Consider the following 13,733-nt stretch of genomic DNA (forward strand, 5'->3'; position numbering starts at 1 on the left):
ACCCCCGAACGCCGCCGCGATGCGGGAGCGCCTACCCCGCCTCCGGATCCGGCAGCGGGCGGTAGACGGTGAGGCCGCCCTCGGCCTTGTCCAGTTCAACGGTGGCGTGCGCGGCGGGGACGACCTCTCCGTCGTAAGCCAGGTGGACCCCCGGGCGGAGCCCGTCGATCCGCAGCCGGTGCAGCCGCGCGGCCGAGTGGACCGGCGAGCGGCGCAGGGATCCGGTGAGGGCTGCGGTGAGCAGCCGGATACGGGCCCAGTGGCCGGCGTACACCATCCGCACATCGAGCAGCCCGTCCGCGAGGTCGTGGCGGCGGACGGGGGCCAGACCCAGACCGCGGTAGCCGCAGTTGCCGACGAACAGCAGCCACACCTGCCGGTGGCGGCCGTTGATCTCGGCCTCGACGGGCTGCGAGGTGCGCAGCACCTGGAAGGCGGCGAGCAGGCCGGCCGGCCAGCCGCCGATCCGCGGCGCCCACTCCTCGCGTACCCGCACCAGGTCCGGGTAGGCACCCAGGCTGAAGGTGTTCACGAAGTGCCCCGCCGGCCCGTCCGGGCCCGGACGGAAGCGCGCCACGTCGACCGCGGCCGCGTCGCCGCCGGCCACCGCCCGGGCGGCGTCCGCGACGGTGTGGACGCCGAGGTCGTACGCGAAGTGGTTGAGGGTCCCCCCGGGGAACACGGCCAGCGCCAGCCGGTGGCGTACGGCCGTGGCCACCGCGGTGTTCACGGTGCCGTCGCCGCCCAGCACCCCCAGCGCCCGGGCGCGCACGGCCGCGGCCTCGAACTGCTCGGACAGCTCCTTCCCGTCCGGTTCGCACTCCACGAACTCGGCGTCGGGAAGGGCCTCGCGGGCCTGGCGCAGGGCCTCGCCCCCGGTGCCGGCCGCGCCGTTCACCACGACCACCAGGCCGTGCCCGCCCGGCAGCGCCGGGGCGTCGGCCCGCGGCCGGGCCTGCGGCCCCAACTGGTCACGGGTCGGCACCATCCCGCGGACCGCGAAGGCGGCGCCCGCTCCCAGTGCCATGCCGGCCAGCACATCGCTCGGATAGTGCACCCCGGTGTAGATCCGGGAGAACGCCACCGACCAGGCCAGCGGCGCCAGCGCCACCCCCCAGCGACGGGACTGCAGACCGGCGCCAAGGGCGAACGCCGCCGCCGAAGCGGCGTGCCCGGAGGGAAACGAGGTGGTGAACGGCTGCCTGCTCAACTGCCGGATCACCGGCACCGCGTCCAGCACCGGCCGCTTACGGCGCACCGCGCGCTTGCCGAGGGTGTTGACGGTGGCCGAGGCGACGCCCAGCGAGAGCAGCCCGCGCACCGCGGCCCTGCGCGCGGGACGGCCGCCGGCAGCCGCCATGCCCGCCGCCACACCGAACCACAGCAGCCCGTGGTCGGCGCTCCGGCTCAGCTTCGGCAGCACCGCCTCAGCAGCCGGCCAGCTGCGGCTCGCCACCTCATGGAACACGCCGCGGTCCCACCGGCTCGGCAGCGGCTGCCCCACCGCCCGCGCGTCCCGCCGCGTCATACCAGCGGTCCGGCGCCGCTGCCGGCTTTCGCAAAGGTGTCAGGAGCCACCGAAACCACTGCCGGAGTCATCCGTTCGCGTATCAACTGCGCCATCGAACGTCGCCCTCTCCCAGTCCGCGTGCCCTGCCGATCCCACCCGGGTACCCGTGCCGGCCGGTTCCATGTCCGCGGACCGACGCCTGAACTGCCCGGCCCTGCGCCGTGGAAGACACGCACAGCTCACGGACCGTCATCACTTCCCGTGATGGGCCCTGCTCACGTTGCCGGTTTCCCCCGGCCGGCCGGGGGCGTTGACTGAGGTTGACAACCGGCCGGGCGCTGACCCGTGTTCACGACCCGCGGAGGTCGCCATGCCCCTCCCGCAGTTGAAGGTGTACCGGCACGACAGGCACCACCGCACGCTGGTCACCCTGGCCGGCGCGATCGACCTGACCTCGTCCCCCCTCGTACGGGAGTCACTGGCGCGGTGTCTCCACTGCGGTATCCGCAGCATCGAGGTCGACCTCACTCCCGTCACCTTCTGCGACTGCTGCGGACTCAACGCCTTCATCGAGGCATGGCAGCACGCCACCGCGGCCGGGGGAGTGCTGCAACTGCACTACCCGCCACCGATGTTGGAGCGGCTCATCGCTATCGGCGGCTCCGGCTTCCTCCTCGGCCCGCCCGGCCTTCGACGTCTGCGCCCGCGGTTGCCCGAAGAGGTGCCGGCTCCCGGGCCGAGTCCGGTGCCCGCCGCGCCGGAAGGAGTGCGGTGATGTCCGGGAGGACGGACGGCGACGCCCTGGCGGAGGCGATGGACGTGGTGCGCCTGCGCCGGCTGAACCGCTGGCAGGCCGAGGGGCTGCGCGAGGACCTGGCGGACCTGTACGTGGAGTCCGCCACCGTCGTACCAGGTGGCGAATACCACAACCGGGAGGCGTTCCTGGAGCGCCTCGCCGCCGACGTACAGCGGCCGGGCTTCGACATGCTGGTCGCCGAGACGGCGGCGCTGGCCGGGTTCGTCGAGGGCTACCCGCTGCCGCGCGACGGGTCCTGGTGGCAGGGGCTGGCCGGACCGATGCCGCACGACCTCGAGCAACTGACCGCCTCCGGGCACCTCTTCGCCATCAGCGAGCTCGCCGTCCACCCGCACGAGCGGGACCGGGGCATCGCCAAGCACCTCCAGGAGCGCCTGCTCACCGACAACGAGGCATCCGTCGCCGCCACCCTGCTCGACGCCTCGAACCCGGCGGCGGTGGCCTCCTTCCGTACCTGGGGCTGGCAGGAGATCGGCGAGGTCCGCAGACCGGCGGGCCCACCGGTGCTGAGCCTGCTGATCCTCGCCCTGGGAGAGCGCTCAGCGGACCGCCCGGACGGCCTGGCCCACAACGACCAGACACAACGTCCCGAGTAGCCGACCACCCCGCACCTACGCGGTCGAACACGGCGGCACTCCCGGCACCGCGCTGGTGGCCACCACCAACAACCCGCACCTGGGCAACTGGTCCGGAACCCAAGGCAGGAAGTGCCTCGAACTTCACAGACCCCCACCCAACCGCCACCTGAGGCAGTCGCACGCAGCAGCGTCGGTCGGCTATTCGCGTACGTGGGCGACCAGCTCGGAGAGCTCGGTGTACTTCTCGCCCTCGGTTATCATCGGGTCCGCTTCCGCGTCCTCGGCGGCCACCGGGTTGACCACGTTCGCGCCCTCCTCGACGAACAGGCCCTGCGAGGACACCACGCGGTAGTACGGCTTGTCGCCCTCGATCGCCGCCAGCTCCTGGTCCGAGGGGGTCGTGCCCGCCTGCTTCAGCTCGTCCAGATGCCGCTTGCCCTCCTCCGCCTTCGCGCGCAGGAACCAGACCGACCGCCCCTCGGGCAGCGCGGCCTTCATCTCCGCCACCGTCTGGTCCAGGTCCGCGCTCCCCCCGATGAACTCCACCGTCAGCTCTTCCTCGTCTGAGGCCGGAAGGCTTCCCCGCAGCACCTCGACGGGCCGGATGACGACACCCAGCATGGAGAGCCGGTCGCTGCCGTCCCCTTCGATGAGCCGGGTCTCCTTCACCCCCGCAACCTCGGCGATGACCACGGCATCCGCCGCGTCGGCCGCGTCTGCCAGCGAGTCGTAGTGCTCGACCTCCCGCATGCTGCCCCCGAAGGCCAGCGGCGCGTAGAACTCTGCGGCGGACACCGTGCCGCCTGTCCCGGAGGAGCCGTCGTCCCCGCCGAAGGACTGCACGCCGACAACAACGCCCGCCGCGACGACCGCGGCAGCACAGACGGCGACGACTGCCCTGCGGACAGGGCGCCTGGTGGGATTCTTCATCACGGTGCGGACCTCTTCCGGTGGGGGTGCGCTGCCCAGCACCCGTGTCAATATGTCCTGGCCGGCGTCACTCGCGTGCCACCCGGGATGGGCCGGCGGCCGGTTGCGCCGCAGGGCCTCGGTGGTGTCTGCGTTGCTTGTGCGTCGCTTCTTCACTGCCCGTCCTCCCGGAGCGTTGCCGTGGCCGCCGGCCCGTGCTGTGCGCCCGTGGCTTGGTGCGGTACGCCGAATTCCTCCAGCCGCTGCCGCAGTCGCCGCCGGGCCCGGTGCAGCCGGACCGCGTACGTGCCCGTCGAGCAGCCCAGTACCTGAGCGGCTTCGCGGCCGCTCAGCCCGTACCACTCGGCCAGGGTGAGCACCTCCTGATCCGGCTCCGACAACTCACGCAGGGCGTCCATCACTTCGGGTACGCCGTCGACTGCGGCCGACTCGTCCGCAGTCGCCCGCAGCCGCTCGGTGAGGGCGGACCGGCGGGTCCGTCCCCGCAACTCGTTGCTGATGACCTTGCGGGCAGTGCCCAGCAGCCAGGGCAGAGCGGGGTCGCGGATCTCGCCGATTCGGCGCCACGCGGCGAGATACACCTCGGAGACCACGTCCCCCGCGCTGTCGGGGTCCAACCGGTGGGCGGCGAAGGCGTACACCTGGTCGGCATGCGCGCTGAACAACTGCTCCAGCCGCTGTCGTCCGCTGTCGTCCGCTGTCGCCCGCTGTCGCCCTTGTCACGGCCTCTGCCCTTCCTCGGCGCGTATCCCGGCACCTGGTGGTTGTCCGGCAGCCCCGAAGGTATTACCGGCTCAGTGCCAGATGTGGACCTGGAGGCGCGGTGGCCGTATCGCGTGCTGCTGGAGGAGACCGACCTGGACGCCGATACCCACACCCTGCGCGAGGGCGTCTTCGCCACTCCCACGGCAGCCCTGGCCTGGTGGGAAGCGCACCCTGCCACCGTCGACCGATGTGCCGGCTGTGAGTCGGGCTTGGCCCGGTCCGGCTGGCCGGTTGAGTTCCTGGCCCTGAGACGTCCTATGCGAGCACCCACTGGGGCGGGTGTCCGGGGTCGGCCGGGCAGGTGAAGACATGCAGGTCCCGGTCACGGCCGAAGCGGAGCCGAGTGGGTTGGGCAACGGACGGACCGCCTCGGATGGATGCCTTCCCTTGCAAGGACGGATCGCGGTCCTCCAGCGGCACCCAGCTGTGCGAACCACCGTCCATCTCGTAGCCCCCGGCTGTCAGCAGCAGCCGCATCGGCGTCGCGCAGGCCGCACAGTCGACGGCCATCGGGCCCGTCGACGCCCAGCTGGGAAAGCCGCCGACCCGCCAGCCGGGCGGGATCGACAAATCGTACTGGTAGCTGGGGGCGTCGGGTCCATGCTCCGCCGCCTGGGCGTCGTCCCATGCGTCGATGCGTGCGATCAGCGGGGCGGGCAGCGCGTCCTCCTCCGCCCAGGGGGAGGTGTCCACCTCTTCGGGGTGCAGGACACACGGCTCGGGAAGTTCGTGCTCCCATCGAAGCAGAGGCACTTCAGGCGGAGCGGTGAGGAAGCGTTCCGCGCGTTCGGTCGCTACTGCCTGCCGCCACACCAGGCGGTAGCGGCGCTCCAGGTAGGGACCGTGGGTGAACGGGCAGCGGAAGAGCTGCACCAGGTCCGCACCGTCAGGCCCGGACACCAGGCCCGGGATACTCCGGCGGAAGAACTGGGCGAGCCCTACGAAGGGCACCGGCCCGTCCTCCCCAGGCGGCCTGGCGTCGGGCCACGGCCGGCTCGGCGGCCACGCGCCTGCGGCACGGGCGCTGCGGATCTCGTCCGGCGCGTACCCCTCGGTCTCCCGCTGGTGTGGCTCGTGGCAGACCAGCCATGGTTCGCCTTCCGGCCACAGCATCGGCCCGCCGATGTGGCTGTCGCTCATACCGGGCTGCCCCGGCCTGGGGTGCAGCCGAGTCGTCCGGCCACGGTGAGCGGCCAGCTCCGGGAACACGGCCTCCACGGACACCGGTCTCGCTGGTGTTGTCCTCGTCATCCGCAGACCGTACGAGGCCGGGGAGGCACCACGCGAACGGATTGCCGCGAGCCCATCCGGTGATGGCTCACGGTGCCGTGGAGGATGATCCCGACCTCCAGGCAGGCGCACGGGGTGGGGGAGCGAGTAGTGCGCGGGCGGGAGGAGACGCGAGCGGGGTGGGGGCCGTGCGCCGTCATCAGGATCCTTCCGAGAGGGGGCGAGTCGTTTGCCGGAGCCACCGTAGGGATGCGGGGCGTCAGCGGTCCTGGGAGAGGGCGAGGAGTTCGGCGAAGGTGCCGGCGGCGTGGGTGAGGTCCTCGTAGCGGCCTTGTTCGGTGATGCGGCCGGCTTCCATGACGATGATGTGGTCGGCGATCTTGGTGTTCTCCAGGCGGTGGGTGACGACGATGGTGATGCGGTCGGCGGCGATCTTCTTGATCTCCTAGTAATCGGCTAGGTCGGCGACCTGCGGGGATCTTCCCTGTGGGCTGCTGACCTGGCCTTTTGCTGATGGTGGGCGATGGGATGCGACGGTCATGACGGAGTGTCCTGCGGACTGTGTGCGGACTGCGTGGAGGCTCGCTGCTTTTCCGGGCGACGTGGGGTGCCAACGGCCGTGTAGTTCTACACGGCCGTTGGCAGACGGGAGAGCCGGGTGCGGAACACCCCCGCGTCGGCGGGGAGGACGTGACGGGCGGGCCGTGGCCGGCGACGGTGACCGGAACACCCCCGCGTCGGCGGGGAGGACGTCCGGCGGGGGCCCGGTCACGCTCCCCCCGCGGAACACCCCCGCGTCGGCGGGGAGGACTGGGTTCCGCGCATGGATGAGCGGTGCGGCACCGGAACACCCCCGCGTCGGCGGGGAGGACGGGGCGGTCCGCATGAGCCTGACCGCCGCCGCCGGAACACCCCCGCGTCGGCGGGGAGGACAGACCCCCAGGCCCTCACACCTGGGGGTCTCACGGAACACCCCCGCGTCGGCGGGGAGGACGCGCTTGAAGGCGTCCTGGGCGGCCTGGTCGGCGGAACACCCCCGCGTCGGCGGGGAGGACTCCACGGCCAGGGCTGCGGCGAGGGGCTCGCGCGGAACACCCCCGCGTCGGCGGGGAGGACGGGTTGCTGGGGTCGGGGGCGGTGGTGAACCCCGGAACACCCCCGCGTCGGCGGGGAGGACCGGAGCGGTCCGCCCGGCGGGGCGCCGGATCGCGGAACACCCCCGCGTCGGCGGGGAGGACCACGGTGGGGGCGACGGCGCCGCCCCAGATGGCGGAACACCCCCGCGTCGGCGGGGAGGACGTGGTGGTCACCTCCTGCTCCCGGTTGCCGTTCGGAACACCCCCGCGTCGGCGGGGAGGACACTCTTCGCTATCGTCCAGCTCGAACCGGTCGCGGAACACCCCCGCGTCGGCGGGGAGGACGGACCGGAACCAACACCCCCAGTAATCGCGTACGGAACACCCCCGCGTCGGCGGGGAGGACGCCGAATTGCCCATGATGGCCTCCTTGGCTCTCGGAACACCCCCGCGTCGGCGGGGAGGACGAGTTGGCGGGCTTGGGGCTGCCAGTCCATGCCGGAACACCCCCGCGTCGGCGGGGAGGACCGCAATGGCGGGGAGCTGGCTGCGCCCCCAACCGGAACACCCCCGCGTCGGCGGGGAGGACGGACCGGAACCAACACCCCCAGTAATCGCGTACGGAACACCCCCGCGTCGGCGGGGAGGACGCCGAATTGCCCATGATGGCCTCCTTGGCTCTCGGAACACCCCCGCGTCGGCGGGGAGGACGACCGGGCCGGGCTCCTGCCGCAGCTTCCTGAAGACTGACCCCCGGAAGCCTTCCGAAAGTTAACCCCCCCTTGTTGATCATGGAGGGTGCTGAAGGTGGAGGACTGGGCGGAGATACGTCGGCTGCACCGAGCCGAGGGTGTGCCCATCAAGGAGATCGCGCGGCGGCTGGGGGTGGCCCGGAACACGGTGCGGGCCGCCTTGAACTCAGACCGGCCGCCCAAGTACGAACGGGCGCCGCGTGGTTCGGTCGCCGACGCGTACGAGCCCCAGATCCGGGCTCTGCTGAAGGAATGGCCGCGGATGCCGGCCCCGGTCATCGCCGAGCGGATCGCCTGGCCGTATTCGATGTCGCCGTTGAAGAAACGTCTGGCTCTTCTGCGGCCTGAATATGTGGGGATCGATCCGGTGGATCGTGTGGCATACGAGCCAGGAGAGATCACCCAGTGCGATCTGTGGTTCCCCGAGACAAGGATTCCGGTCGCGGCCGGGCAGGAACGGATTCTGCCGGTGCTGGTCATGACGCTGGGCTTCTCCCGGTACTTGTCGGCGACGATGATTCCGTCCCGGCAGGGCGGCGACATCATGTCGGGCATGTGGTCGCTGATCAGCGCGATCGGCCGCGTCACCAAAACCCTTGTCTGGGACCGGGAATCAGCGATCGGCGGCACGGGCCGGGTGACCGCTCCCGCGGCAGCGTTCGCTGGAACCCTGGCCACGAAGATCAAGCTCGCGCCGCCCCGCGACCCCGAATACAAAGGAATGGTCGAGCGGAACAATCAGTATCTGGAAACCTCGTTCCTGCCCGGTCGGCAGTTCGTTTCACCAAAGGACTTCAACGACCAGCTGGCCGACTGGCTACCGAAGGCCAACTCCCGCACGGTCCGCTCGATTCAGGGACGGCCGGTGGATCTGCTGGAGACCGATTACCTGTCGATGCTCCCGCTGCCGCCCCTCGAACCGCCGATCGGGCTGAGTCATCGGGTCCGCCTGGCTCGTGACTACTACGTCCGCATCGACACCGTCGACTACTCCGTCGACCCGCAGGTGATCGGCAAGTTCGTCGACGTGAGTGCCTCGCCCATCACCGTCACGGTGTTCTGCGAGGGGCGCGTCGTCGCACGTCACGAACGGTCCTGGGCCAAGCAGGCGGTGGTTTCCGATCCCGTCCACGTCGCGACCGCCCATCGCATGCGCCAGGCCCTGGCCGCCGAGCGTGAGCGGCGCCAGGCCGGCACCCGGCACCACCACGACGGTCACGCCGTCGCTCTGCGGGCCTTGCCCGACTATGACGCTCTCTTCGGCGTCGATTTCGATCCCGAGCCCACGAAAGCGAGCAATGAATGAGCACAGAGCTCAAGGAAAAGGCAGCCCACAAGGACGGGCTTCCCTCGATGATGGCCTATCTCACCCGCGTCCTCAAGACGCCGACGATCGGGGCCTGTTGGGAGGATCTGGCCGCTCAGGCACGGGATGAGAACTGGTCCCATGAGGAATACCTCGCGGCTCTGCTGCAGCGGCAGGTAGCCGACCGGGAATCCAAGGGAACGGTGATGCGGATTCGCACCGCTCACTTCCCGCAGGTGAAAACGCTGGAGGACTTCAACCTCGACCACCTGCCCTCGCTGCGGCGGGATGTCCTCGCCCACCTCGCCACCGGCACTTTCGTCGCCAAGGCCGAGAACGTAATTCTCCTCGGTCCGCCGGGAATTGGGAAGACGCACCTGGCGATCGGACTCGGGGTGAAGGCAGCGCACGCAGGCTACTCCGTCCTGTTCGACACCGCCAGCAACTGGATTTCCCGTCTCCAGGAAGCCCATCAAGCCGGGCGTCTGGAAGCTGAGTTGAAGAAGATTCGGCGCTACAAGCTCATCATCGTGGACGAGGTCGGCTACATTCCGTTCGACCAGGACGCCGCGAATCTCTTCTTCCAATTGGTCGCGTCCCGCTATGAGCAGGGCTCGATCATGGTCACCTCGAACCTGCCCTTCGGGCGCTGGGGAGAGACGTTCTCGGACGACGTCGTGGCCGCCGCGATGATCGACCGCCTGGTCCACCACGCCGAGGTTCTCACCCTCACCGGCGACTCCTACCGCACCCGCCAGCGACGCGAACTCCTCTCCAAGGAGAACCGCGCAAACCGGGACTGAACCGACCCCTGGGGGGTCAATTTTCAGAGGTCCGGAGGGGGTCAGATTTCAGGGAGCGTTGACAGCTCCAGATGAGCCAGCGCGGCGGAACACCCCCGCGTCGGCGGGGAGGACAGGGAGTGGACATGTCGCAGCACATCGCGTGGCGGAACACCCCCGCGTCGGCGGGGAGGACAACGGCTTCACCGCGACCGGCGAGACCAAGGACGGAACACCTCCGCGTCGGCGGGGAGGACGGGTTGTCGTTGGTGAGGACGGTGAGTTCGGGCGGAACACCCCCGCGTCGGCGGGGAGGACCGCCACAAGGTCCTCTACCTCAACTCGATGTTCGGAACACCCCCGCGTCGGCGGGGAGGACCGGCGTTCACCATCGCCTATACCGCCCCTAGGCGGAACACCCCCGCGTCGGCGGGGAGGACGGACTGTCATACCCGGACAGGACGACCGTCGCCGGAACACCCCCGCGTCGGCGGGGAGGACGCGTCGGTGTACTTGGGCAGCAGTGTGCGGAACGGAACACCCCCGCGTCGGCGGGGAGGACCGGCGCACTCATGCCTGACCCACGTACACGGACGGAACACCCCCGCGTCGGCGGGGAGGACCGGCAGGCACTCCCCTTCCAGCAGGTCCATGGCGGAACACCCCCGCGTCGGCGGGGAGGACACAGGCATGCCCTCCCCCAGAATCAAGATCATCGGAACACCCCCGCGTCGGCGGGGAGGACTCCTCGATGCGGACCATGCGGCCGGGCGTCCCCGGAACACCCCCGCGTCGGCGGGGAGGACCAGACGATGAGGACGAGGCAGCCGGCTATCGCCGGAACACCCCCGCGTCGGCGGGGAGGACCGTGAGAGTGAGACCGTGCATCACCGTGTTGACGGAACACCCCCGCGTCGGCGGGGAGGACGTCCACGGGAGGCGGCACGACGACGCAGGTTGAGGAACACCCCCGCGTCGGCGGGGAGGACTCGCGGACGAGCTTTATGGACTGACCAATGAGCGGAACACCCCCGCGTCGGCGGGGAGGACGCAGGCGGCGAGCAGATTCGTCTCTCGCACGTCGGAACACCCCCGCGTCGGCGGGGAGGACGCAGGCGGCGAGCAGATTCGTCTCTCGCACGTCGGAACACCCCCGCGTCGGCGGGGAGGACGACACGCTGGTGCCGCCCGACGCGTTGGCTACCGGAACACCCCCGCGTCGGCGGGGAGGACCGACTGCCCGTCAGGGTCGCGGATCACACTTCCGGAACACCCCCGCGTCGGCGGGGAGGACCTCCTTTACCGTGGTGTGGTGCTGGCCCAGTCCGGAACACCCCCGCGTCGGCGGGGAGGACGGCTCCCTGACCTTCTACGTCGAGGCTCCGATCGGAACACCCCCGCGTCGGCGGGGAGGACGGTGGGTCCGGCCGGGGTGCTCATGCCGGGGTCGGAACACCCCCGCGTCGGCGGGGAGGACGCCGGCTGTGAATCGCAGCCGGACCCGTAGTACGGAACACCCCCGCGTCGGCGGGGAGGACGGCTCTCACCGCATGGCTCACCGCCCGTGAGGCGGAACACCCCCGCGTCGGCGGGGAGGACGTCGCGCCCTGCGCCGTAGCGAGAGCCTCCAGCGGAACACCCCCGCGTCGGCGGGGAGGACGATACGCGGAAATCGGCGGGGTCGATCCGGACCGGAACACCCCCGCGTCGGCGGGGAGGACGGAACGGTAAAGGGCCTCGTGTTCAACCTCAGCGGAACACCCCCGCGTCGGCGGGGAGGACCTCGGCCACCGCCTCGGCATCACCCCGGCCAACGGAACACCCCCGCGTCGGCGGGGAGGACTTCACCAACCGGGAGAAGGCGAGGGGCCAGGGCGGAACATCCCCGCGTCGGCGGGGAGGACGCCGCCACGGTCGACGCCATGGAGAACGTCGCCGGAACACCCCCGCGTCGGCGGGGAGGACCCGACCTGGCCCCGGTTCCACTCCTGCGCGGTCGGAACACCCCCGCGTCGGCGGGGAGGACTCCCCGGCGTTGACCCGGTAGCCGTACAGGTGCGGAACACCCCCGCGTCGGCGGGGAGGACGTCGAGGCAGTCACGGGGCGCGGCGAGGTCCGCGGAACACCCCCGCGTCGGCGGGGAGGACTGGCCACCCTTGCAGAGGGAGGTCAGATCGGCCGGAACACCCCCGCGTCGGCGGGGAGGACTTGAAGAGCCGCACGAGGTAGCGGTCGGCGAGCGGAACACCCCCGCGTCGGCGGGGAGGACTCCCGGTCCCGGAAGGGGTTCACCGGGATCCGCGGAACACCCCCGCGTCGGCGGGGAGGACTTCTCCACGTGGACCGCGCCGCCGCGGCGGAACGGAACACCCCCGCGTCGGCGGGGAGGACGGCCGCGCCGAATTCGACCGCCACGCCCGCCGCGGAACACCCCCGCGTCGGCGGGGAGGACGCGGCCGACACCGCGCCGCCGTCGCTGCCCTACGGAACACCCCCGCGTCGGCGGGGAGGACGAGGTTCAGCGCGCTCGCCCCGGCGATGACGCCGGAACACCCCCGCGTCGGCGGGGAGGACCCCTGCGCCACCACCTGCGCCGCCCCCGGCAGCGGAACACCCCCGCGTCGGCGGGGAGGACGACGCCATGGCGGCTAGCCGCGATGTGAAGTCCGGAACACCCCCGCGTCGGCGGGGAGGACGCGCGGAGCTTGGCTAGCTCATCCTCAATCGCCGGAACACCCCCGCGTCGGCGGGGAGGACAGCTGAGCGAACCGCAGCTGCGGCTCCGACCGCGGAACACCCCCGCGTCGGCGGGGAGGACTCCCGTGTCCCCAACCCCACCCGCTACCACCCCGGAACACCCCCGCGTCGGCGGGGAGGACTCCGGTTTCGCCCCCCGGGCAAAAAGCTGAGGCGGAACACCCCCGCGTCGGCGGGGAGGACTCCTATGTCGCCACGCCGTGGTGCGTGGCGAACGGAACACCCCCGCGTCGGCGGGGAGGACTCAGCACTGGACTTGCCGTGCTCGCGGACCGCCGGAACACCCCCGCGTCGGCGGGGAGGACGTTCGACGAGTACACCCCCGACGCCTGGCACGAGGAACACCCCCGCGTCGGCGGGGAGGACGGCTTCTTCGAGCGGGGCATGGAGTTCGAGGACGGAACACCCCCGCGTCGGCGGGGAGGACCACACCAGCGAGACCGCGCTCGATGACTGGACCGGAACACCCCCGCGTCGGCGGGGAGGACTTGAACGAGCCGGTCCTGGCGGGGCTGCGCTCCGGAACACCCCCGCGTCGGCGGGGAGGACATGCTGGGAAGCGGTGCGAGTGGTGTGCAGGTCGGAACACCCCCGCGTCGGCGGGGAGGACGTGTGCGGGGAGGAGATCGGCGGCGACGTCGACGGAACACCCCCGCGTCGGCGGGGAGGACCGGCACGGATCGCCCTTGGACGCGGTCCACTCCGGAACACCCCCGCGTCGGCGGGGAGGACGCCTTCGCCCACCGCGGCCTGGGCTCCTCCTCCGGAACACCCCCGCGTCGGCGGGGAGGACCCACCCGGGGTACGTCCTGAGCGGCAGACGGTCGGAACACCCCCGCGTCGGCGGGGAGGACGCATTCAGCGCGTACGCCACTTCAACCGTGGTCGGAACACCCCCGCGTCGGCGGGGAGGACTTCTGCACAGCGTCTATGACCGCTGGGTGACGCGGAACACCCCCGCGTCGGCGGGGAGGACTGTCGCAGGTGGGCATGGGCCTACCGGAGCCACGGAACACCCCCGCGTCGGCGGGGAGGACAGGGCAAGATCCCCGCCCACGAGCGCCAACTGCGGAACACCCCCGCGTCGGCGGGGAGGACCCCGATCCGCTGGACATCTCGGCAACGTCCGACGGAACACCCCCGCGTCGGCGGGGAGGACTCCGCAAGAACGCGTTCGTGCTGGTAGACGAACGGAACACCCCCGCGTCGGCGGGGAGGACTTTCGTCGG

General features: G+C 71.4%; 8 protein-coding genes, 1 pseudogene and 2 CRISPR repeat arrays. Of the genes and pseudogenes, 4 read left to right on the top strand and 5 right to left on the bottom strand.

What is annotated here, in order from left to right:
- Positions 1 to 31: 31 nt before the first annotated feature.
- Entirely contained in the window at positions 32 to 1,528 is a 1,497-nt protein-coding gene (locus tag ACFQLX_RS01455) for a bifunctional phosphatase PAP2/diacylglycerol kinase family protein (protein WP_386410841.1), read from the bottom strand.
- A gap of 352 nt (positions 1,529 to 1,880) precedes the next feature.
- On the opposite strand from ACFQLX_RS01455, the gene ACFQLX_RS01460 reads away from it, so the two are divergent.
- Entirely contained in the window at positions 1,881 to 2,285 is a 405-nt protein-coding gene (locus ACFQLX_RS01460; protein ID WP_386410844.1) for an STAS domain-containing protein, read from the top strand.
- Positions 2,285 to 2,923 (top strand): GNAT family N-acetyltransferase, encoded by a 639-nt coding sequence (locus ACFQLX_RS01465; RefSeq protein WP_386410847.1) that lies wholly within the window; start codon positions 2,285 to 2,287, stop codon positions 2,921 to 2,923. The genes ACFQLX_RS01460 and ACFQLX_RS01465 overlap by 1 nt, the downstream gene beginning before the upstream one ends.
- Positions 2,924 to 3,103: 180 nt before the next feature.
- Here ACFQLX_RS01465 and ACFQLX_RS01470 read toward each other — a convergent pair whose 3' ends face one another.
- The 4 genes and pseudogenes from ACFQLX_RS01470 to ACFQLX_RS01485 form a co-directional block, all read right to left on the bottom strand.
- Positions 3,104 to 3,838, bottom strand: a complete 735-nt coding sequence (locus tag ACFQLX_RS01470; RefSeq protein WP_386410850.1) for a hypothetical protein — start codon at positions 3,836 to 3,838, stop codon at positions 3,104 to 3,106.
- A gap of 149 nt (positions 3,839 to 3,987) precedes the next feature.
- Complete coding sequence (locus ACFQLX_RS01475) at positions 3,988 to 4,500, bottom strand: RNA polymerase sigma factor (protein WP_386410853.1); 513 nt, start codon at positions 4,498 to 4,500, stop codon at positions 3,988 to 3,990.
- Between the two features lie 355 nt (positions 4,501 to 4,855).
- Positions 4,856 to 5,740, bottom strand: coding sequence for a hypothetical protein (locus tag ACFQLX_RS01480; protein WP_386410856.1), 885 nt, complete (start codon positions 5,738 to 5,740; stop codon positions 4,856 to 4,858).
- 349 nt (positions 5,741 to 6,089) lie between these two features.
- A pseudogene (locus ACFQLX_RS01485) lies at positions 6,090 to 6,275 on the bottom strand (ABC transporter ATP-binding protein); the annotation flags it as partial.
- A gap of 216 nt (positions 6,276 to 6,491) precedes the next feature.
- Positions 6,492 to 7,617: direct repeats of the CRISPR family, unit length 29 nt; unit sequence CGGAACACCCCCGCGTCGGCGGGGAGGAC.
- Positions 7,618 to 7,704: 87 nt separating this feature from the next.
- Between ACFQLX_RS01485 and istA the strand changes: the two are divergent.
- Together istA and istB are read left to right on the top strand one after the other, a co-directional pair.
- Positions 7,705 to 8,964, top strand: a complete 1,260-nt coding sequence (gene istA, locus ACFQLX_RS01490; RefSeq protein WP_386410859.1) for an IS21 family transposase — start codon at positions 7,705 to 7,707, stop codon at positions 8,962 to 8,964.
- Positions 8,961 to 9,767, top strand: coding sequence for an IS21-like element helper ATPase IstB (istB, locus tag ACFQLX_RS01495; RefSeq protein WP_386410862.1), 807 nt, complete (start codon positions 8,961 to 8,963; stop codon positions 9,765 to 9,767). The genes istA and istB overlap by 4 nt, the downstream gene beginning before the upstream one ends.
- An 85-nt stretch (positions 9,768 to 9,852) precedes the next feature.
- Positions 9,853 to 13,724: direct repeats of the CRISPR family, unit length 29 nt; unit sequence CGGAACACCCCCGCGTCGGCGGGGAGGAC.
- Positions 13,725 to 13,733 lie beyond the last annotated feature (9 nt).

The organism is Streptomyces polyrhachis (assembly GCF_042663125.1).
Taxonomy (GTDB): Bacteria; Actinomycetota; Actinomycetes; order Streptomycetales; family Streptomycetaceae; genus Streptomyces; species Streptomyces polyrhachii.

What these genes read in the sequence shown, in the direction of transcription:
- ACFQLX_RS01455 (WP_386410841.1), bottom strand. Translation starts at nt 1,528, where the DNA reads ATGACGCGGCGGGACGCGCGGGCGGTGGGGCAGCCGCTGCCGAGCCGG.
- ACFQLX_RS01460 (WP_386410844.1), top strand. Translation starts at nt 1,881, where the DNA reads ATGCCCCTCCCGCAGTTGAAGGTGTACCGGCACGACAGGCACCACCGC.
- ACFQLX_RS01465 (WP_386410847.1), top strand. Translation starts at nt 2,285, where the DNA reads ATGTCCGGGAGGACGGACGGCGACGCCCTGGCGGAGGCGATGGACGTG.
- ACFQLX_RS01480 (WP_386410856.1), bottom strand. Translation starts at nt 5,740, where the DNA reads ATGAGCGACAGCCACATCGGCGGGCCGATGCTGTGGCCGGAAGGCGAA.
- istB (WP_386410862.1), top strand. Translation starts at nt 8,961, where the DNA reads ATGAGCACAGAGCTCAAGGAAAAGGCAGCCCACAAGGACGGGCTTCCC.